The 19,180-nt window shown below is 59.2% G+C and carries 17 protein-coding genes and 2 pseudogenes; 11 read left to right on the top strand and 8 right to left on the bottom strand.

Features of this window, described 5'->3' with window-relative positions:
* Positions 1 to 352 precede the first annotated feature (352 nt).
* The 5 genes and pseudogenes from aepX (at position 353) to ACE10X_RS10900 (ending at position 5,130) form a co-directional block, all read left to right on the top strand.
* Positions 353 to 1,264 (top strand): phosphoenolpyruvate mutase, encoded by a 912-nt coding sequence (gene aepX / locus ACE10X_RS10920; protein ID WP_018270127.1) that lies wholly within the window; start codon positions 353 to 355, stop codon positions 1,262 to 1,264.
* Between the two features lie 346 nt (positions 1,265 to 1,610).
* Positions 1,611 to 2,410, top strand: a pseudogene (locus tag ACE10X_RS10915) (phosphocholine cytidylyltransferase family protein).
* Positions 2,411 to 2,428: 18 nt separating this feature from the next.
* Positions 2,429 to 3,043, top strand: a complete 615-nt coding sequence (locus ACE10X_RS10910; protein ID WP_018270125.1) for a CDP-alcohol phosphatidyltransferase family protein — start codon at positions 2,429 to 2,431, stop codon at positions 3,041 to 3,043.
* 30 nt (positions 3,044 to 3,073) lie between these two features.
* Positions 3,074 to 4,210, top strand: a complete 1,137-nt coding sequence (locus ACE10X_RS10905; RefSeq protein WP_157788177.1) for a PLP-dependent aminotransferase family protein — start codon at positions 3,074 to 3,076, stop codon at positions 4,208 to 4,210.
* Positions 4,211 to 4,341: 131 nt separating this feature from the next.
* Positions 4,342 to 5,130 carry a class I SAM-dependent methyltransferase gene (locus ACE10X_RS10900; protein ID WP_018270123.1) on the top strand — a complete coding sequence of 263 codons (789 nt, stop codon included), beginning with the start codon at positions 4,342 to 4,344 and terminating at the stop codon, positions 5,128 to 5,130.
* Between the two features lie 65 nt (positions 5,131 to 5,195).
* Here the strand turns inward: ACE10X_RS10900 and ACE10X_RS10895 are convergent, their stop codons facing one another.
* Entirely contained in the window at positions 5,196 to 6,554 is a 1,359-nt protein-coding gene (locus ACE10X_RS10895) for an LLM class flavin-dependent oxidoreductase (RefSeq protein ID WP_038388470.1), read from the bottom strand.
* 843 nt (positions 6,555 to 7,397) lie between these two features.
* Between ACE10X_RS10895 and ACE10X_RS10890 the strand changes: the two genes are divergently transcribed.
* Positions 7,398 to 8,204, top strand: a complete 807-nt coding sequence (locus ACE10X_RS10890) for a class I SAM-dependent methyltransferase (RefSeq protein ID WP_281489693.1) — start codon at positions 7,398 to 7,400, stop codon at positions 8,202 to 8,204.
* A 189-nt stretch (positions 8,205 to 8,393) separates the two neighbouring features.
* On the opposite strand, the gene ACE10X_RS10885 is transcribed toward ACE10X_RS10890, so the two are convergent.
* Complete coding sequence (locus ACE10X_RS10885; protein WP_304498974.1) at positions 8,394 to 10,091, bottom strand: carbamoyltransferase N-terminal domain-containing protein; 1,698 nt, start codon at positions 10,089 to 10,091, stop codon at positions 8,394 to 8,396.
* Between the two features lie 1,213 nt (positions 10,092 to 11,304).
* Here ACE10X_RS10885 and ACE10X_RS10880 point away from each other — a divergent pair.
* Both ACE10X_RS10880 and ACE10X_RS10875 read left to right on the top strand, forming a co-directional pair.
* Positions 11,305 to 12,849 (top strand): carbohydrate porin, encoded by a 1,545-nt coding sequence (locus tag ACE10X_RS10880; protein ID WP_375764187.1) that lies wholly within the window; start codon positions 11,305 to 11,307, stop codon positions 12,847 to 12,849.
* A 206-nt stretch (positions 12,850 to 13,055) separates the two neighbouring features.
* Positions 13,056 to 13,801, top strand: a pseudogene (locus ACE10X_RS10875) (DNA ligase); the annotation flags it as partial.
* A gap of 541 nt (positions 13,802 to 14,342) precedes the next feature.
* Here the strand turns inward: ACE10X_RS10875 and ACE10X_RS10870 are convergent.
* A complete protein-coding gene (locus ACE10X_RS10870) occupies positions 14,343 to 14,507 on the bottom strand; it encodes a hypothetical protein (RefSeq protein ID WP_304498972.1) in 165 nt (54 codons plus the stop codon).
* A 432-nt stretch (positions 14,508 to 14,939) separates the two neighbouring features.
* Between ACE10X_RS10870 and ACE10X_RS10865 the strand changes: the two genes are divergently transcribed.
* A complete protein-coding gene (locus tag ACE10X_RS10865; protein ID WP_304498971.1) occupies positions 14,940 to 15,203 on the top strand; it encodes a DUF6362 family protein in 264 nt (87 codons plus the stop codon).
* 163 nt (positions 15,204 to 15,366) lie between these two features.
* On the opposite strand, the gene ACE10X_RS10860 is transcribed toward ACE10X_RS10865, so the two are convergent.
* The 3 genes from ACE10X_RS10860 to ACE10X_RS10850 form a co-directional block, all read right to left on the bottom strand.
* A complete protein-coding gene (locus tag ACE10X_RS10860; RefSeq protein WP_304498970.1) occupies positions 15,367 to 15,660 on the bottom strand; it encodes a hypothetical protein in 294 nt (97 codons plus the stop codon).
* A 216-nt stretch (positions 15,661 to 15,876) separates the two neighbouring features.
* Positions 15,877 to 16,179, bottom strand: a complete 303-nt coding sequence (locus tag ACE10X_RS10855; protein WP_304498969.1) for a HigA family addiction module antitoxin — start codon at positions 16,177 to 16,179, stop codon at positions 15,877 to 15,879.
* Between the two features lie 19 nt (positions 16,180 to 16,198).
* Complete coding sequence (locus ACE10X_RS10850; RefSeq protein WP_304498968.1) at positions 16,199 to 16,480, bottom strand: type II toxin-antitoxin system RelE/ParE family toxin; 282 nt, start codon at positions 16,478 to 16,480, stop codon at positions 16,199 to 16,201.
* 93 nt (positions 16,481 to 16,573) lie between these two features.
* Between ACE10X_RS10850 and ACE10X_RS10845 the strand changes: the two genes are divergently transcribed.
* The gene (locus ACE10X_RS10845) at positions 16,574 to 16,858 is read left to right on the top strand and encodes a hypothetical protein (protein ID WP_304498967.1); all 285 of its coding nucleotides are present in this window, start codon (positions 16,574 to 16,576) and stop codon (positions 16,856 to 16,858) included.
* Between the two features lie 40 nt (positions 16,859 to 16,898).
* On the opposite strand, the gene ACE10X_RS10840 is transcribed toward ACE10X_RS10845, so the two are convergent.
* Together ACE10X_RS10840 and ACE10X_RS10835 are read right to left on the bottom strand one after the other, a co-directional pair.
* Positions 16,899 to 17,252: a hypothetical protein gene (locus ACE10X_RS10840; protein ID WP_304498966.1), complete on the bottom strand. Its 354-nt coding sequence runs from the start codon at positions 17,250 to 17,252 to the stop codon at positions 16,899 to 16,901.
* 482 nt (positions 17,253 to 17,734) lie between these two features.
* Positions 17,735 to 18,681 (bottom strand): IS630 family transposase gene (locus tag ACE10X_RS10835; RefSeq protein ID WP_304498906.1). Its coding sequence is split into 2 segments (ribosomal slippage): positions 17,735 to 18,342 and positions 18,342 to 18,681, totalling 948 coding nucleotides; the frame shifts between segments, so codons are not numbered across the junction.
* A gap of 212 nt (positions 18,682 to 18,893) precedes the next feature.
* Between ACE10X_RS10835 and ACE10X_RS10830 the strand changes: the two genes are divergently transcribed.
* Positions 18,894 to 19,154 (top strand): hypothetical protein, encoded by a 261-nt coding sequence (locus tag ACE10X_RS10830; RefSeq protein WP_304498964.1) that lies wholly within the window; start codon positions 18,894 to 18,896, stop codon positions 19,152 to 19,154.
* Positions 19,155 to 19,180: the final 26 nt, after the last annotated feature.

Below are 19,180 nucleotides of genomic sequence, written 5' to 3'. Positions count from 1 at the left end.
GGACGCGAGGCCGATCAACGGGAGCCCTCCCGCCCGGCTCCGGCGCTATGCGCCTCCACAAGCCCAGTTAGCCCCGCCTGCGCGACAGCCCGACGGGCGCGGGCTGCGAGTGAACTGACGGCTCGCGCGTGCAGCTGAAGACCACACGCCAGAACTCCTGGATCTCGAGCGGTGGCCGGAATTGGGCAGGCGGTCAACTACCAACGCTGATCATTGATCCAGATGACAGCCACATGTCACCTTCACTGACGAACATCGGCCGGCTAAGCGCACAAGGATTGGCATGCGGGCTCTATCACCTACTGTCCTCGCCAACGGCCGTATCCGGTCCACCACCCGGTCATTTGCCGAGATGCTGCGCGCGCAGGTCTGCTGCAGCAGCGAAATTTCGTTCCTCATGGAAGCGCATGATGGGCTCTCCGCCGCAATCGCCGGACGCGCAGGTTTCAAGGGCCTCTGGGCATCGGGCCTGTCGATTGCCTCCTCGCTCGGATATCGCGACGCCAGTGAAGCATCCTGGAGCCAGCTCGCCGGGGTCGTCGAGCGAATCGTGGACTCGGGCCAGCTACCGGTTCTGGTCGACGGGGACGGCGGCTTCGGGAACTTCAACAACGCCCGTTTGCTGGCCCGCAAACTCCGCCAGTGTGGTGCTGCCGGCGTCGCACTGGAAGACAGCTGCTTTCCGAAGACGAACTCGCTCCTTGGCGACCGGCATCCCCTTGCCGACGTCGATGAGTTCTCAGGCCGCCTGCGCGCCGTAAAGGACACGGTCGCGGACGATCTGATTCTCGTGGCTCGTATCGAATCGCTGATCGCCGGCCACGAAATCGACGATGCAATCTCCCGCGCCCACGCCTATGCCGAGGCAGGAGCTGATGCGATCCTTATTCACTCGCGAAGAACCGCCGCGGACGAGATCTTCGCATTCACCAAGGCCTGGCAGAACAAGTTACCGGTCGTGATCGTTCCAACGAAGTACTATCGAACGCCGGTTTCGGCATATCGCAAGGCCGGTATTTCCACGGTGATCTGGGCCAATCACTCCATGCGCGCTGCAACAGCGGCAATGCGGCAGGTCTGCAGTCGCATTGTCGCCGAGGAGAGTACTGCCGGCATTGAGCCTGCAATTGCGACGCTCGATGAGATCTTCGAACTGTTCAGATACGATGAACTCGCTGATGCAGAAGCACGATATCTGCCTCAGCGACGACGCCCGGAGCGCCATGAACAAAGCAGCAATGATTTTGAAGGATTGCTGTCATGAAGTCGTCTGGCATCCGGTCCGGAGCAAGCGACTCAAGGTTCTTTTCGACCGGCATGACGTCGAACGACAGACAGCCTGTCTCGTCGTACCGCCGCGCCTTACCGGCATCCCTAATTCTCTCAATCGTTTCACCGTTTGAAGGGCTTGCCGTCCACCCGGAGCGGCTGCTCTGCAGGATGAACGGCCCTCCCGATGTGGAATGGTGATCAGCTGCGCTTCGCGCCACAGCAACAAACACAGCCAACGCGCTGAACGAGGCGTCAGAGGCCTGGCGCAACGCCCGGCTGTCTCATCCAAGTCTGCGACTCGAATTGACCCGTGGCCCGGGACAACGAAAGCGAACCGAATGGCAAGCACCGCTCCCAGACATGCCGTCATTCTTGCCGCCGGCGCCGGTTCCCGCTTGCGACCTCTGACCGATCTGCGGCCAAAGCCATTGGTCGAGGTCAATGGAACGCCGATACTCCACAACGCCCTGCGACGTCTGGAGGCGGTCGGCGTGCAGGAAGTGACGATCGTCATCGGTTACCGAAAGGACGCAATTCAATATGCGTGCGGCAAGCGCTTCGGCAAGCTGAAAATCGACTACGTCGAGTCTTCGGTTTTCGATCGCACGGGCAGCGCATACTCGCTTTGGCTGGCGCGCGACGCGCTCCTGCGCGGCGACATCTACCTCCTCGAGGGTGACGTCTTTTTCGAGGAGGACGCGCTGCACTGTCTTGCCCGCGGCACATCTCCTGACGCAGCAGCCGTCGCGCCATTTCGGGCAACAATGCAAGGATCTGCAGTCCTGCTCTCCGAGTGCGGGTTCATCTCGAGCTTTCGCATGAAACAGTCCGGCGCCGACCTGCCGGCTGGCGGGCCGATGCTTTTCAAGACACTCAATCTGTTCGACTCTCGGAATCGACCCTGCGGACGACGATTGTGCCTGCGCTCAAGGACATTATCGGTTCAGGAGCTAATCAAGCTTATACCGAAGAACTGCTGGCGTTTCTGATCGAACGGCGCGGCCTGCGGCTCGCGGCAGCGCGATGCGATCATCTGCGCTGGTGGGAGATCGACACGGCCGACGATCTTCGCATCGCAAGCAGCCTGTTCGCCGACGAGAGCATAACACGGCGGCAGGCCGGCCCCCGAAATGATTGATTGCGACAAGTGAGTGCCATGCTCCGGTATCTGCTCGATCCGGCTAACGCGATCACAGCATCGGGCATGATATTGTCCGGGGTCGCCTTGTCTCTCGTGACGGACGGCCGCATCGAACTTGCCGTTGCAGTCGCACTCTGGGCAATGCTTGCAGACCATCTCGACGGGATTGTCGCACGCCGGATCCGGAACCGTTCAGAAGCAGCCGCAACGATGGGCAAGAGTCTCGACGGCTTCTCTGATCTCATTTACGGCGCGGTATTTCCCTCGATCGCGTTGCTGCAGTTGCACGGCGTCACCCTGCTGTCTGCCGCTGTGGGCACCACGCTGCTCGTCGCAGGTGCCCTCCGTCTGAGCTACTTTGGAATCACTGGCCTGTCGACGGATCGTTGCTTTACGGGTCTGCCGTTATCCTATGACGTTCCGATCCTTGCACTCCTCGTGCTGGCAGAGCCCTTTGTGCAACAGCCATTGTTCTCATGGCTGCTTCCCGGCACCTTTGCCACACTCGCCGCGTTGCACGTTTCATCCATTCGGGTTCCGGCCCCGACCCGATCGATGTACATCGCAATTGTTCTGTTCAGCGTCGCGGCTTCAGCCGCTCTGTCGATCCGTGCGCTGTTTTTTGCCTAGCCGGATCCCCTCATGCGCCAGGAGGCACCAATGCGCAAGGACGTTATCGACTTGTCACGAGCGGTACCACCGGTCGTTCCGGCCCTGGAGGCCGCGCTCGCAAAGAGCATCGAGGCACGAGTTTACCGTCCTGACGCCGGAGGGCTTCTGAGAACAAACCGGCCGCGCGGAACAGAGGAGGATCGAAGAACCGGGGCGGAATGGATCTCCCAGCGCCTCGGATTCACGCCGGACATCGACCGCATGATTGTCACCAATGGCACCCTGAATGTCCTGTTCCTGCTGCTCAATCACCTCGTGGGCAGAAGCGGCACATTGCTCACCGAAGAGATGACGTATCCCAACATGCAGGCGCTGTCCGGCATTCTCGGCTTCAATATCAGGGGAATACCGATGGATCGTGAAGGGTTGAAACCGGACGCGTTCGAGGATGTTTGCCGCAAGACCAACACGTCCAAGGTTCTCTACACGATTCCTACTGTGCAGAACCCCACGGCGGCCGTCATGTCATCCGGAAGACGCGTCGAGATAGCTACGATAGCGCGAAGATACAACGTTCTCATCATCGAGGATGACGCACAGGCACTGATGGTCGAGGACGCGGGAGCTCCGATTGCAACGCTCGCTCCGGAGCTTACCTGGTATGTGATGGGGCTGGCCAAGACGGTCGTGATGGGAATGCGCGTGGCGTTCCTGATGGCTCCGCGAGCAGGGGATGCCACCGCATTGATGGAAAAATTCGGCAAGATGTCGATGTGGTTTGTGGCTGCACTGCACGCCGAACTTGCCCAGGCCTTCGTTGCGAACAGGACCGCACATGAGGCAACAACAAGCATCCGGAAGATCGCCGCCTCACGGCGCCGGATTGCCGCAGACGTCCTGCAAAGGCCTGATCTTGCCGGCGGGCCGCTGGGACTTCACGTCTGGGTCCCGACCCGACCGGACGCCAGGAGCCTGGCGAGCGAGGCTCTGGCGGCAGGTGTACTTGTGCGTCCAGGTTTTCAGTTTGCAGCTGAACCGGTACCGACCGGAGCGATGCAGGGACTTCGGGTGTCATATTGCGAAACACGTAACGAGGACGATCTGCGACGCGGTCTGGCGATCTTGGCAAAGATCATTTCGGCCCGGGACGCCTGGCCGGATACTGCGGCTACCTCCGGTCATTGATCGCTGTGCGGCGGTCCGGCCATAACCGTTTGCGAGATCGCGACTGACAGGCGCCCGTCGGGCGGAGATTACCACCCCGGCAGGCTCACTTCACGGCAGCTGTTGCAGGATGAGGACGAGGAGAAGGCCGAATGACGGAAGCAAGCGAACTGTTTCGCGGAGCGGCGCGCTACTACACACGACACAGGCTCGGCTATCCCGAAGATCTGTTCCGATCATTACTTCGCGTCTGCCGGCTCGCAGACAGGAGCCGCGCGATCGACCTCGGTGCGGGGACCGGACAGATCAGCATTCCCCTTGCCCATTCGATTGCGGATGTGCTGTCCGTCGATCCCAATGATGAAATGATCGAGGAAGGCAGGCGAAGGGCGAGGGAAAAAGGACTTGCGAACATCCGGTTTGTGGTATCGCGATCTGAAGATCTTCCCGAACCTGCGCCCTTGTTTCACATTGCGACGATTGCGAGCTCATTTCACTGGATGGAGCGAGACAGGGTACTTTCAAAGCTGTGCCGGATGCTGGAGCCGGACGGGTGCGTTGCGATCATCGATCGCGAGCGGCGCGGTTCGCAGCCCGACGGATGGACCACAGCGATGTGGAACGAAATGAGAGATTTCTGGGGAGGGAGCTTTCCGGCGGGTCCTGGGACCGTCCGGCAAATGACCGTGTCGCACCTTGAGATGCTCCAGGCTTCCGCCTTCAATGAAGTAACAGAACTACGTCACTACTACGAGCACAAATGGAACATCGATGATCTTCTGGGTTACCTTTATTCCACGTCTGCAGGTGCTCCGGGTACTCTGGGTCCTCGTCGTGACGAGTTTGCGAGGCGCATGCGCCGCCTGCTGCTGTCCTGTTCACCCTCCGGCTCCTTTGTAGAACAGGGCTACATCACGACATTGCTCGGATACAGACCCTGATCGTCGCAGGCCCGTACGCCCGCCTGTCGCGCTTATTCCCACGCCCTGGAATAGCAGTCGCCTCTTCATGGACGTCCGCTTCCGCCTGCGCGCAAGAACCCGTTGGGCGGCCGCTTCAAACCGATGTTCTCTCTCAGGGTTTGTCCGCAGTACGCGGATCTGAATCGTCCCCGTCTGCGCAATTCGGGGACCACAAGCCCGATAAAGTCCTTGAGTCCGCCGGGAACGGTCGCCGGCATTACGTTGAAGCCATCGGCTGCACCCTGATCAAGGAACTCTATCATGACATCTGCGATTTCGTCCGGTGTCCCCACGATCATCAGGTGGCCTTTGCTGTCCGATATGAAGTCGATCAGCTGTCGCCAGGTCATGTTCTGCCTTGCCGCCACCTCGAGGAGCAGTTTCTGTCGACTCTGGACGAGATTTGTCTGCGGCAGGGCCGCGGGGACCCTGGCGTCAAGATCGATCGCGCGCAGATCCGCAACGGAGCCCAGCACGCGATCTGCCAATCCAATCCGGGCATCGATGTGCGTATAATCTTGCAGTCTTCGGAGGATCCCGGAGGCCTCCTGCCTCGTTCTCCCGACGATCGGGACAAGGCCCGGCATGATCAGCACCTCGTCCTCTTCCCGCCCGAGGGCGTGCGCTTTCTTTCTGATCGTTGCGTAGAACCTCTTGCCACCCTCCAGAAACGGCTGGGCGGTAAATACGACCTCGGCGAATTCTGCAGCGAACGACATTCCAGCTTCCGATGCGCCGGCCTGGACCAGCACGGGATGCCCCTGCGGCGGCCTTGCGACGTTCAAGGGACCTCTGACTGACAGAAATTGCCCGCGGTAATTCAACGGGTGCAGCTTGGTCGTATCAACGAAAATGCCCGTCTTCTTGTTGCGAATGAAAGCATCATCTTCCCATGTATCCCAAAGTCCTCTGACGACCTGGACGAACTCTCTCGCGCGCGCATAGCGGGCGTCGTGATCCGGCAGCTCCTCCTGGCCGAAATTGCCGGCCTCGAACTTATGACCCGAGGTAACAACGTTCCATGCCGCGCGGCCGCCTGACATGTGGTCGAGCGAGGCGAGCATGCGTGCGAGATGATAAGGCTGCTGGTAAGTCGTTGTCGCGGTCGCAACAAGGCCGATGCTTGTGGTTCTTGACGAGAGCGACGACAGAAGTGTGATTGGCTCGAAGCCGTCGTTCCGGCCCGCACGAGCTATTGCCGCCGGATCTGGTTCCATTACGCTTGGCGTATCGGCCAGGAAGATGAAGTGAAATGCGGCATCTTCGGCGAGCCGTGCCAGAGATGCATAATGATCGATATTGATTCCGCCATTTGCGGGTACGTCCGGATCCCGCCAGGCGCCTTCGTGATATCCCGCCTGGTTGAGAAACAGCCCCAGCTTCATGTCGCCCCTGTTTGGCATGCCTGTCTCCAGTTCGAAGAAAATCCGCCGGCGCGGTGCCCGTCAGCTGTTCATTCGAGCCAGGGGGCCGCGCCCGCCGGCAGGCTCAGGTCGTCCGGATTCACTTTGGTCGGCGAGAGCCGCTCCCCTGACAAGGCGAGCAGAAATGCTGGAGGGATATGTCCTCGATCAAGTGCATCGAAATGTCGAACCACTGCCGGTCTGATTACTCCAGTTGAAAGACAAACTGTGAAATCGTCACCGCTGAACACTGGTAGGCCCGCAGATCCGTTTCGGCCACACCGCTCACCGGAGCAGGCGAAGACTTGTTCACCTGACAACCTGATCGCGTGTCGCCCAGCGGAAAGCGCAGCTAAAGATTGCACCATTGCAGGCAGTTGACGAAACCGGGTAGCGATTGCGAACGAATGTAGCGTCTGCCGAAGCGACGAGGATTACGCTGCAGTCAACTACCGCGTTGGGCAATTGATGCAGCCGGCGAAGCATGGCATCGGTCGAAAGGAAGCCAGGACACGACCTCCGCACCGCCTTGACCACCGTCGGTTCACACACGCGATCCGCCGGATGTAACCTGCAGAAGTTAGCTGGCGCCCGGAGCCACTTCAGCGCGCAGCGTCAAGGTCGCAGGGGGCTCCCGGAAGAAGCGATCCTGCGCGTGCCAGTCCGGTCGGGGCTCCGGACCAACAGGAGCCTTCTTCCCGGAAAGCCGCGCTTCCGGCGACTGATAGCGATAATGGCAAATTGCAACACTTAACATTTCGGTCCACGGCCGGCGGGTTGCTGCCCGATTGCCCAGAGGGCAGCGGAGTATACGGGGACCTGAGCAGATGTCCGGAGGCAGTCATGTTTGCAGCGAGTGAGATATTCAGTGGTGCTGCGCCCTACTACGCGCGGCACGCCGTACCTTATCCGGAGGATGTCTTCAGATCGTTGATCCGGCTTTGCCGCCTCACCACGAGTACTCGTGTACTCGATCTTGGTGCCGGCACGGGACAGATCGGCCTTCCCCTGGCGCAATCCGTAGGGAACGTGTTTTCCGTCGATCCAAGCAGCGAAATGGTCGAGGAAGGGAGGCGAATGGCAAGCACGCGTGGAGTCAACAATCTGGACTTCCTCGTGTCGACGTCCGAGAACCTGCAATTGCCCGCCTCATCATTTGACCTCGCAACCATTGCCCTCTCCTTCCACTGGATGGATCGGGCCGCGACACTGGCAAAGCTGTCACAAATCGTGAAACCTGATGGATGCGTCGCGATCATCGATCGCGTGCGGGAGCATTCCGAACCTGGAGAATGGTACAATGCAATGGTGAACGACATTACCGACTTCTGGGGCGGCAGCCTGCCCGCCGGTCCCGGAGGCGTACGGTCAAGGCTGACAGGATCGCATCGGGAAGTCCTTGGCGCTTCCGATTTCAACGAAATCACGGAACTTCGTCACGACTACCAGTATCAATGGATCATTGATGACCTTCTTGGCTGGCTGTCCTCGACCGCAATGGGTGCACCAGGCACTTTGGGCCCCCGTCGCGAAGGGTTTTTGACGCGCGTCCGTCAGCTTTTGCTGTCGCACTCGCCGTCGGGCTCTTTTATGGACCGCGGTCACATCACGACCTTGATCGGATACCGATCCCGAAGCAAAAGCCTTTGAGCGAGCGCTGGCTGATTTCCGGTGTACGTCCTGCAGACATGCCGACGGAGCTCCGTCGGCAACTTTCCATACAGGTTCGAAAACCGCGATTGTTGCGCTGGCCAGACAGCATCAGGGCGATCAATCGAGATCACAGTCATTGATGACGCGTTCTGATTGAGCCCGCCGGGCGAGGAATACGCGATCGCCCTACCCGGAATGGCGCGTTTCGATCGCCCGAGCTCTGGTCCAGAGCAGGCCCTCGCTCCATATGTGTCCGACACGTCCCCACCGGCAGGCAGCAGCAACGTCGGGAAAGAAGCCACATCCATGGTGATTGGCGCTCGTATTGCAGAGCAGCGGAAGCCCCGTAAGCCTTTCATACTCGACGAGAAGCCGGGCGATCGCGTGCCGGGATTCGCGGGGGACTGTCTGCAATCGCGCGGACCCGTCGAGGTGCACCACGGCAGGAATCCTGTTTCGCAGTTCAGCCAGCGTCTGGTGCTCGAAAAGCATGTAGCGGTCGGGCGTTCCGGGGCTGAAAAATTCCGGTGCCCGATCCTCAAGGCAAATCGGCGCCACGGGTCGGAAATGCTCCCGGCGTTTGATGCCGTTGAGATGGTTCTTCATCGCTGCAGAGGTCGCGGCAGCAAGAATGCTCCTGCCCCCCAGAGCTCTCGGTCCGAGTTCCGCTCGACCGTCAAGGAAGACCACAGGGTGGTTGTCTGCCAGGATAGTGGCAAGTTCCTGCATGCTGCAGGGCGACGCCTCCCATTCGCTTGGTACATCGGCGCGCTGCAGGGCCGGACCGCTATAGACGGACCACTCCAGCGGCATGAAACCCCTGTCTGCCGCCAGCGCGGAGCAGGCGGCACCGATTGCCGAGCCGCTGTCGTTGGGAAACGGCGGCACCCAGACAGCATCGAACAGGCCTGACGCACGCAGCGTCGTATTCCATTTGATGTTGAGACCGCAACCGCCGGCAATACAAAGATTTCGGATCCCTGGCAGGTACGAATGGCGCTGCAAGGCAGCCGTCATTTCCCGGACGAGCATACGCTCGAGAAGACAATGAAATGACGCAAGCACATTTTCGGGCGAGTGATCCCCCAGTCTTGCGATGCTGACCTCGAGGAGGTCGTGCCACGCTGCAAGCGCGTAATCTATGCTTCCGACCTCTCCGCGGTAATTGCGACCGAGCCTGTCGTCCGCCGCAACACGCTCCTCGTAGAGCTCCTGAAATATCGCCACGATCGCTTCATCAAAGGACCCGAGCGCGATATAGGCCATTACCTTGCCGGCAATGCTCCGGTCTCCACCTCCGGAGCGGTTCGGTCTTTTGTAGGGGCCAAACTTGTGGCCCGCCAGTACATAGGCATGTCCGATCACCGGAAACAGCGATCCAACAAAGCAGGCCTTGTGGCGCTCTACATGATAAAGACGCGGAGGTATGCCGCCGTCCCACACAAGACAGACAGCGGGTTCTCCTGTCTGCGCAAACGGGCTGGTGCAGTAAGCCGACGCAAGATGCCCTGTCACGTGCGGGTAGCTCCTGTAAGGCAGGACTTCGCGACCGAGCATGAGGCCCGAGCTTTCGCACGCGGCCAGCAGACCGCTGGCGTACGGCTCAAGGTAGGGCGCCGCCTTGAGAGTGACAGGCTTGCTACCGCTGACGACATCGAACCGCGTCTGCGGGTCACCGGGCCAACCGTCGATGACGTACGCATCGATGTCCTTTGGACCAAGACCCTGCGCGGCCAGGGCGACCACAATGTCATCCAGATTGCCAATATGCAGGTAGCGCGGATTGTTATCCCGCTTTTCCTGCTCAATACAGAAGACAAGACGCCCGTCCTCGACGAGGGCGATTGCTCCATCATGTGTCAATTTGATACCGCAGATGCGCATCGTGCCTCCATCCTGGTTGCTGCGTCGCGCCCCGGGTTCAAGGATCGAAGCCGTCGGGACTGCCGCTCCAAAGTTTGCGAGCTCCGGACCACTCGCATGACCGTCCTTGTTCCGGAAATGCGTCCGGCCTCGTTTGCCATCGTAGTTCGACACACGCGTTGCACCGGCCGCTACAGACGCACGTTGCGTTTGCGTTGTCGCATTTCGGATCTGGAGCGATGCAGTATGCAGGCCAGGTGCGGGCTGTCGAAATCGCTTGACGCAGGAGACCCGATGCCACCGCGGCAAGATCGCGTGGCGGATTCCGCACATCGGGAAAGGTCGATTACCAACAGCGGTGGGCGAGGTCGGCCAAAGCCTGTTTTCGGACTGCTGTTCGGTGCACGCATCACAAATCAGTACTGGCTGCCGAAGCGGTCTTCGCCGATTGCGCGCGTTCACGAACAACGTTGATCACTGCGGCCCGGCGAGCGGCCATCCGCCTGGCGGCAGACTTTGGCGCATTGGAGCCTGCGCGCGCCATCGCAGAAGCGCGCAACAGAAGGCGATCTGTAACACGGCTCGCCATCGGGCCACCTCTGCTCTTCCCTCTTCCGCTGAGGTCCGTAGCTGGCAAACAGGGCGTGTGACCCGTTGCTCGTTCCGCGCCTCGCCGGCACCTCTCAGGTGCAGGGTTTTCTGTCGCTCGCACCGCGGCTCGGCCCACATGCAACTGTGAGCTGCGCCAACTATCCGGCCGGTTGCCGGAAGATCAGGAGCGCCGGTCCGGGCAAGCGCTGATGAACTGACGCCGGCTCCGTGAGAACACCAGTCGCGCACCGGCCGACTCAATAAAGATCAAGTGGAGCGTCTCGCCCTATCCCCTGCATGCTGGACTCAACTTCACCCGTCAGACCGGACGTGACAGAAGCTCACGGCCACGATCTGCATAATCCGGATTGCATGGAGACAACGCGGCAGGAGCAGATCTGCCGGCGCCGGGACAGGATCGTCCCGCCTGGCATGATGTCGCTTGTTGCAGGCTCCCCGAACCATCGCATCTTCCTGAGTTCGCATCGAATTAGTCGATTATAGTCATCCATTTGTAGCGCTCCGGATGCGATGGATCACGCGCCAAGGGTCCTATTTGTTCGGGGGTATTATGCGAGTCAACATCAAAGACCGTGCTACGGGCGCAAACGTTCGGCACGTGCATCACAGTGAGCCATTGTACGTGGCTGCAGACAAAGTCCGGTTTCGACCAGTCACGAAACAGGGCGGCCTCGCCATTGCGCTGTCGACAGCAGCATGGCTTGTCTGCAACCCGCTGCCGGCACAGGCAGCCAGCGTTCAGGACCAGAAAAGCGATCCGCTGGATGAGGCCGGCAAGCAAGCGTCCGCGAAAACAGGGTCGGCCCGGGGAGCAGATCATCACCGGAAGAAAGCAGGCGCCGCGTCGACCTCGCGATTGCAGACCGGCGTTCAACGGCGCAAGGCGAATCAAGTTGCGGACAGTTACACGATTGAAAAGAAGCCCGATCCGTTCGCAAAATTCCAGAACCTCCGCGAAAAGGGACTGGTCGTCAGCATACCCGGGCCAGCCGATACAGTGGTTCAGGATGCCGGTGGCGTGAGATCTGCGCTGGCCGAAGTCGGCATCGGTTATCTGTTGTGGTCACAGGTCACCTACACAAACAATCTTCTGCCGAATTCGGCCAGAAGCACCATCGCGAACCAGCTCTACAACGGGCAAAATCCGACGTTCAACACCGTAAACTACATGTGGGTGACCTATGATCTCAGTCGATTTGGTATTCCAGACGGCCAGATCGTCGTGGGGGCCGAGGAGCAATCCTGGACATGGCAACCTGGCGGGCCGGATCGACTGGGCATCAACACGATTTCGTACTATCAGACTTTCTGGGACAGGAAGCTCGAACTCAAGGTCGGCTATCTCAGGAATTCACATGAATTCGCCGGCACGGTGGTTGGCGGAAATGCGGGATCAAATGTTTTCGGTCCCTCGTCGAGCATACTTTTCCAGGGAGGCCTGAGCGCCGCCCCGGCACCAACGCCCGCTCTCAACCTGAAGCATAACTTCGATGATCACCTGTACACCAAGGTGTCCTTCCAGCGTGCTGACAGTCCGGATGGGCTCTTTACTCAGATCACCGAGAACCCCACGGGCCTGAACTGGAGCACGACTCATGCCGGCGTTCTCTACCTTGATGAAACCGGCTATCTGAACAAGGCTGCTCCAGGCTCGCCGCAGACCTGGCTGAGGGCGGGCGCAGGTTACAACACCAGCAGCTACAAAAGTCTGGCGCTTCCAAATCAACAGAGAACCGATCCGAACACCTTCTATTACATCGCCGCGGACAGGCAGTTCCTGCAGACGAATGTTCAGGATTCGGCATCTCGTGGCATCTACGGCGGATTCTCGGTCATGGGAGCTCCTCCTGATCTGAATACGGTCAGCCAGTACTATGAGCTACGCTTTTATGTGAACGGACCTTTCGACTGGCGGCCGACCGACCAGATTTCCATCGTCGCGACTGACACGGTGTGGAGCAAGCTGGCGGTCGACGCCGCGCTGGCGAAAGGAAAGCTCGTTCATCGGGACAGTCAGGCAATCGCGGCCACTTACACCGCCCATCTCGCACCGGGAGTCTATACAAGCGTAGGACTGACCTACATCAACAATCCAACCAGCATCACGTACACCCCGCAGATCGGACATGCCCTGAATTTCTCCGTGTCAACGAACATCTTCTTCTAGGCGGGTACTTGTCGAACGGGCGCTGCCGATCAGGAGGCGATCGGACGGCAGCGCCTTCTTCAGCAATGTGCTGCCGGGTCGTTGTTGTGAGGGCGCGAACACGAAGGACCCCGCAGCTATGCCGGAATGGAGACGAGAAGCTCAAGCAGCGACGAGTTGCAGCACGACATCCCTCATTGCGATTTCCGCCGTCTCGTTCGCAACCGAAGCTCTACACCCGTCGTGGCAACGACTGGACCAAGCACTTCAAGAAAGTCGCGCACGACGCCTAGCACATCACCGCCGCGGCGGCGATCATCGACGGTGAGATCGTGGTGCCGTCGGCCGACGGGACCACCGACTTTTCAGTGTGCGGCAGAACGAGCTGCGCGGCAACTCGATCAGGATCGTGCTGGTCGCTTTCGATCTGCTCTATCTCAACGGCCGTGATCTCCGTAAGCCGCCGCTGAAGGAACGTAAGGCCGCGCTGAAAACAATCCCGGTACCGACATCCAGTTCAGTGAAAGCTTCGAGGGGGAGGACCCCGAGATATTCAAGCCTGCCTGCAAGCTCGGCTATGGGGGCGTCGTGTCTAAGGTGGCAGACAACGTCTATTCGACCGGCACCCGCAGCCGGGACTGGGTCAAGAAGAGCTGCGCCCAGCGCGAGACGCTGACTATCGCCGGCTTCGAGCTCGACTGTAACGAATGGGACGGCATCTACGTCGGCCGGCGCGAAGGCGACGACCTAGTCTATGCCGGCAAGGTCGACCACGGTTTCGACAGGGCCTCGGCCGCCGATTTTCGGGAGCGCCTGACGCCGTTTATCCGCAAGACCCAGCCCTATACCAAGCGCGTTAAGAAGGCGTTCTGGGTCGAGCCGAAGGTGCTGGCTGAAATCGAATACCGCGCCAAATCCACCGAAGGGCAAGGTGCGGCATCCGTTCTTCCGGGGCGTGCGTGACGATTTATAAGACCTCGTGCATTCTTTGCGATGATACGGGCTGGGTTTGCGACAAACCATCAAGACCAGCCAACAACAAGACAACAACCAACAACAACAGCAAGAGAAAAGACGAAGAAGTGCTGGTCGGCCATATTTCGAACCTTGTGTTCCGGTTTCCCGGTCCGATGCCAGGTCTCTTGTCCGCGTGCAGGCGGCAAGCATGCATCCGGAGAACGCGATACGCGTTATCCCCATGCGACCACGTCGGCGGCGAGGCCGCAGCTTCCACAGCATGTGGGGCGTGGTTCTCGCAGAGTTTGCAGCGAAACTGGCTGATGCGCGCCGATCCGCGCGGCCGGAGGAGCTTGAGGCAGTTCTAGCGGCCCCTAACGTCGTCGAAGTTCGATGCGAAAACAACAAAACCATAATAGTGGACCGATGGCCTCAAGGAGCATACCAAGGGCCGGAAATTGAGCCGTATGGGTCGGAAACTGTCTTTCGCGGACAGCGGTCGAGCAGCTATTGCACCGAGTGTCGCTAGCTACGCATTTGTGCGTGAGCCAAGCCCCTTATTGATAGGAGGGCAGCAGACCGTTCAGGAGATTGCACATGATCCGGTAAATCTCATAGGTGTCGATCTTGGCAAAACGCTCATCGATAGGTTCGGCCCAGAAGCGGGCGGCGGGATAACCGCGGCGGTGCCAGTACCCTTCAAGGTGTTTAGCAAGCGCCATCGCGCCTTTCTTGCTGAGCCAGTCTGCTCAACGACCGAACACGTTGCTGTTTGCCGCCGCCAGCGATGCACAACCGCCGAATTCCACTATTGTCTTCATCAGGTACCTCCCGCTTTGTCTGAAATGGAGCGCGAGATATAGCGGGACAGTTCCCTAGGCTTTCAAATTCAAACTTGACAAATAGAAAGGCGTTTGCGCGACCATACGCGGTTATCCGAACCTGGCTAAGTTCAAGAAGCATTTGGACGAATGGGCTGACGAGCACTGGGAGAACGTGAAGCGGCAGAGCGGATGAACCGGCAGCGGCTCCCGCAACCGACGCCCGATCCCGAGATGCAGGCGCGGGTATCGAAGGGCCTCAACGATCTCGTCGCGCAACTCAAGCGCGGCATTGGACCATCTACGGCCGGGTAAGGAATTATGCGCGGGGCAGTGATCGATATCCTGGATGTGGAGAAGCGGTTTCTTCGCGGCTGCAAGACGTGCAGAGCGCTCCCGGATCGAGAGAAGCGGTTTCACAAGGTCGAAACAGGCTGGCCCGATGTGGTGCGCGATACCACCGAAGCCTATAGCTATTCGGATGTGGCGATGCCTCGGTTTCGCCCATCGCCGTTCGATGTAAGCGACATGCTCACGGCGTTGGCTTGGGCTCGAGGATTGCAGCCGAATGAATTCCGGCTTGCCTGGTCGCGCTAATTCGATCTGTCATTTGGTCAAATCGGACGGAAAATCGGGCGCAGCGACGAAACCGCCCGCCGCTACTACAAGGACGTGATGCTGAAGATCTGGGCCAACGCGCAGACCGATATTCGTACGCTTATGCCTGCATCGAGAGCAATCGGTCGGGGATAGTTGGGGCTCAGCGCATGCGGGCATGTTTGTGAGCTTCACGAAAAGTTGCATCCAGTAGCGCTTGGTCTACTTGCCCTTTGTACTTTCCCGCCAACAGCTCGATCGCCTTGCGAAATGCTTGCTCGAAAGAACTTACGTCAACCCAAGTCTTCCCTGCAACTTGCAAGGGCCACGCATAATATTCATCAGCGGAATTCAGAAGGCCTGATGCTTCGATCTCGTACAAATATGGCGCGCCAGGTTCAACGGAGTTGATTCCGTCATCCATTACCGCCCATTGTTTATTCTGAAACAGAGCCATGAGTGTCCTCCGCGTTAACCTTCCGCGATGTTCAGGCATAATGCTTTAGTCCTAGGCTCGGCAAGGGACGCCGGTGCGCGCTTTCGGACCTCCGCCAATTCACAGGCTCTTAAATCTGTCGCTTGACTTGTGTGGCATCTGTGGCAGTTCTGGCCATCAAATCAACTAGGGTGGTGATTTGCACCCGGCAGGAGAAATCCTCGCCGGGCGTTCGTTTCAGGCAGCTTTCGCTTCGATTGGCTTAATCTTGTCCAGGTCGCTGCCAAGTTCTTGTTCGGCCATCTGCACGTCATAGGCATTCTGCAGGTTCAGCCAAAGCTGAGCAGAGGTTTTCAGAGCCTTGGACAGGCGAAGAGCAGTGTCCGCGGTAATCGAGGTCTCCTCGTTCGCGATGCGCTCAATCCTGGTACGGGGAACGCCGCAAACCTTGGCGAGTGCACCGGCCGAAATGTCGAGCGGGATGAGAAATTCCTCGCGTAGCACCTCACCGGGGTGCATCGGGGGCAGTTTCTTTGCCATATGACCCTCCTTGGTCTGGCTAATGGTAGTCAACGAACTCGACCTCCTTGGGACCTTCAGCGGTCCATGTGAAGCAGATGCGGAACTGATCGTTCACGCGGATGGAATGTTGGCCCTTGCGGTCGCCCTTCAGGGCTTCGAGGCGATTGCCGGGAGGAGCCAATAGGTCGTCTAGGTTCACAGCTGCGTGCAGATACTGGAGCTTACGGCGAGCTACCTTGAGCAGATCGGCCGGGAAGCCTTTCTTGGCTTTGCCGTTGAAGGCCGCTTCGGTCAGTTCGTCTTTGAAGCTCTTGATCATGAGCCATCTTGTATCATGTCGCGATACGGATTGCAAGGGGGCCGTATCATGGCGAGATACATTTTTGATGCGCTTTGACTTTGGGATGAGGTGATGGCCGCTCGTTCGGTAAAAATTCGCCATGATGAGGAAACCCGGGCGAAAATCAAAACCAGTCAGCTCATAAATCGGCTTTCTGATCATGTGCTTGGAAAGGTCGACATGAAACCGACGCAGGTAACGGCTGCGCTCGGCCTTTTGCGCAAGACGATTCCTGACCTTTCGGCGGCCGAGAACAAGACCGAAGTTGTTCACCGCTATGTCGCGCGCCTGCCTGAGAAGGCCGGAACCACGGACGAATGGCAGAAGCAGCACGCGCCGCAGAGCACGCTTCAGTAATCTGGCAGGCCCAAGCAGGTCCGCAAACAGCGCTGATATCCTACCCAATCTTTGCTTCGGCGGCGCGCGCGGCGGAGGGAAGACGGACGGCGTTCTTGGGGATTTCCTGGAGCATGCCGACGCCTACGGGCAGCACGCTATTGGGTTGATGCTCCGCCGGCAGCGTACCGAACTGATCGAGACCATCGAGCGATCGGAGCAGATTTATGGGCCGCTCGGCTGGCAGTATCACGAGCAGGACAAGATGTGGCGAGCGCCTGATGGGGCTCGGCTTCGGTTCGCGTATCTTGAGCGCGACGCTGACGCGGAGGCGTATCAAGGCCACAGCTATAACAAGGCTGTACGTTGAGGAGATCGGAAACTTTCCCAGTGACCGGCCAGTCCTCAAGCTCATGGCCACTCTCAGAAGCGGTGCGGGCGTCCCTGTTGGATTTAGGGCAACCGGCAATCCGGGCGGTCCAGGACATCAATGGGTCAAGGCGCGATATATTGATCCTGCTCCCATGGGCTTCCGTGTGTTCAGGGATGCAGTGAGCGGGCTCGAGCGGGTCTATATGCACGGGCAGAAATTGGAGTGAGCCTTGTCGCGAGATAAAACCTGATCGGGCAATCCAAGGTGTCGCTCGCCGGAGGCACTCGCGCGATGGATTGCCGCTTCGCGGCACCGCTATCACTACCCATCACGCGACCTTGTTAACCGGTCTCGCGACTGCACTCGCTTTCGGACCCCGCAGTCATTTCATGCCGGCGTCGCTATCACTGTCCCGAAATCGGGTGCCTCTTCAGTGGGCCTCCGCTACGCTCCGGCAACCTACCTTTAAGCGCACTCCCGGCAGACCTATTTGGGCTGAAGCATTGCGCTAGAGCATTTTCCGATCACGTTGCGTCGTAACCAGCCGCGACGAGATAATTTTGACATTCCTCGGGTGAGAAGCGTTTGAGAGCGTCGGCGATTGCTTGCCAGAGATCGGGCATGGTGCGCGCTGCCGCGGCCCGCAACAGCGCCTTCAATTTAGAGAAGGCCATTTCGATGGGGTTGAAGTCTGGACTGTAGGGCGGAAGATAGAGCAGGCTTGCTCCGACCGCCTGGATGGCCTCCCGAACGCCATGGACCTTGTGAGCGGGCAAGTTGTCCATGATAACGGTGTCGCCCGGCCGCAGCGATGGGGCGAGCAATTGCTCGACGTAGGCCAGGAAAGCGTCGCCATCCATTGGACCGTCCAGAACAAGCGGCGCGATCAGACCGTCGGAGCGCAATCCAGCGGTGAATGTCGTCGTCTTCCAATGTCCGTGTGGGATAGCTGCACGACATCGCTCGCCGCGTGGCGAGCGCCCGTAAAGCCGCGCCATTTTGGTGTTGGCGCTGGTTTCGTCGATGAAGACGAGACGCTCAGGGTCAAGATCGATTTGCCCTTCGAACCACTCCTCACGCGCGGCATTTATATCGCCGCGCCGTTGCTCGGCGGCGTGCGCTGTCTTTTTTTAAGTGTGATCTTTCTGCGCTGGAAAAAACGCCAGAGCGACGCGATGCCAGTCGATATTCCACGACGCTTCAACAGTTCTCGTAACTCGGCGAGCGTGATATCCGGCTTCGCTGTCACCGCCTCCAAAATCAATTGCGAATGCGCTTCGATGCGCTGCGATTTGCGGTCACCGCCCTGGCGTTTAGGAACGATGTCGCCAACTTCCTTGAGGCGACCGCGCCAGCGGATCGCGCTTGCCGCGCTGACACCAAAGCGCTCAGCAGCCTGTCGACAGGACATGCCACCGTCTATCGCGGCTACCACCCTTTGGCGAAGATCAACCGAAAGCGCCCTGGCCATACATGCTGACCTCCCTCGCCAGCATGCAGCTTGAATCTGACTCGCGCCGTTTTGGGAATCCCCACCCGATTCATTCCGGTCGGAAAATGCTCTAGAGTGGATCGCATCTAGAAATACACGGACGAGAATGCTGCACTTGAGCGCGCGGTGATCGACCTTCTTCCTTTTTGGAAGTAACCGCAGGGATAAAGCAAAGAAGCCGAGGTTGCCGCATGAACATTTCCCTTTGCCTGGCCATCATCTTTGCCCCTGCGGGTCTAGGGATCTCCGTTGTTGCTGCCATCTATTGGTGGAAAGCAAGCCGCGTCCCGATCCAGCATCCGGCAGCTTCGATTTCGGACGTATCCGAACAGCACATCATGAGCGGGCAGGTTGCGTTCTATGAATCCTCGCAGCTAAACAGCCGTGCTGCCGTCCTAACGGGGGTTGCCACGGTTCTTAGCGCCGTAGGTTCAGTATTTGGCGTTCTCTAGGGGGTGAGGCGACGAATCTAGAGGGC

Source organism: Bradyrhizobium sp. Pha-3 (genome assembly GCF_042258325.1).
Classification (GTDB): Bacteria; Pseudomonadota; Alphaproteobacteria; order Rhizobiales; family Xanthobacteraceae; genus Bradyrhizobium; species Bradyrhizobium elkanii.
The sequence above is the reverse complement of the archived record's forward strand: the minus strand, read 5'-3'. Positions and strand labels throughout refer to the sequence as shown.

Coding starts and splice junctions, on each gene's coding strand:
- aepX (WP_018270127.1), top strand. CDS start 353: ATGCTGCGCGCGCAGGTCTGCTGCAGCAGCGAAATTTCGTTCCTCATG.
- ACE10X_RS10910 (WP_018270125.1), top strand. CDS start 2,429: ATGCTCCGGTATCTGCTCGATCCGGCTAACGCGATCACAGCATCGGGC.
- ACE10X_RS10905 (WP_157788177.1), top strand. CDS start 3,074: ATGCGCAAGGACGTTATCGACTTGTCACGAGCGGTACCACCGGTCGTT.
- ACE10X_RS10900 (WP_018270123.1), top strand. CDS start 4,342: ATGACGGAAGCAAGCGAACTGTTTCGCGGAGCGGCGCGCTACTACACA.
- ACE10X_RS10895 (WP_038388470.1), bottom strand. CDS start 6,554: ATGCCAAACAGGGGCGACATGAAGCTGGGGCTGTTTCTCAACCAGGCG.
- ACE10X_RS10890 (WP_281489693.1), top strand. CDS start 7,398: ATGTTTGCAGCGAGTGAGATATTCAGTGGTGCTGCGCCCTACTACGCG.
- ACE10X_RS10885 (WP_304498974.1), bottom strand. CDS start 10,091: ATGCGCATCTGCGGTATCAAATTGACACATGATGGAGCAATCGCCCTC.
- ACE10X_RS10870 (WP_304498972.1), bottom strand. CDS start 14,507: ATGGCGCTTGCTAAACACCTTGAAGGGTACTGGCACCGCCGCGGTTAT.
- ACE10X_RS10860 (WP_304498970.1), bottom strand. CDS start 15,660: ATGGCTCTGTTTCAGAATAAACAATGGGCGGTAATGGATGACGGAATC.
- ACE10X_RS10855 (WP_304498969.1), bottom strand. CDS start 16,179: ATGGCAAAGAAACTGCCCCCGATGCACCCCGGTGAGGTGCTACGCGAG.
- ACE10X_RS10850 (WP_304498968.1), bottom strand. CDS start 16,480: ATGATCAAGAGCTTCAAAGACGAACTGACCGAAGCGGCCTTCAACGGC.
- ACE10X_RS10845 (WP_304498967.1), top strand. CDS start 16,574: ATGGCCGCTCGTTCGGTAAAAATTCGCCATGATGAGGAAACCCGGGCG.
- ACE10X_RS10840 (WP_304498966.1), bottom strand. CDS start 17,252: ATGAGCTTGAGGACTGGCCGGTCACTGGGAAAGTTTCCGATCTCCTCA.
- ACE10X_RS10830 (WP_304498964.1), top strand. CDS start 18,894: ATGAACATTTCCCTTTGCCTGGCCATCATCTTTGCCCCTGCGGGTCTA.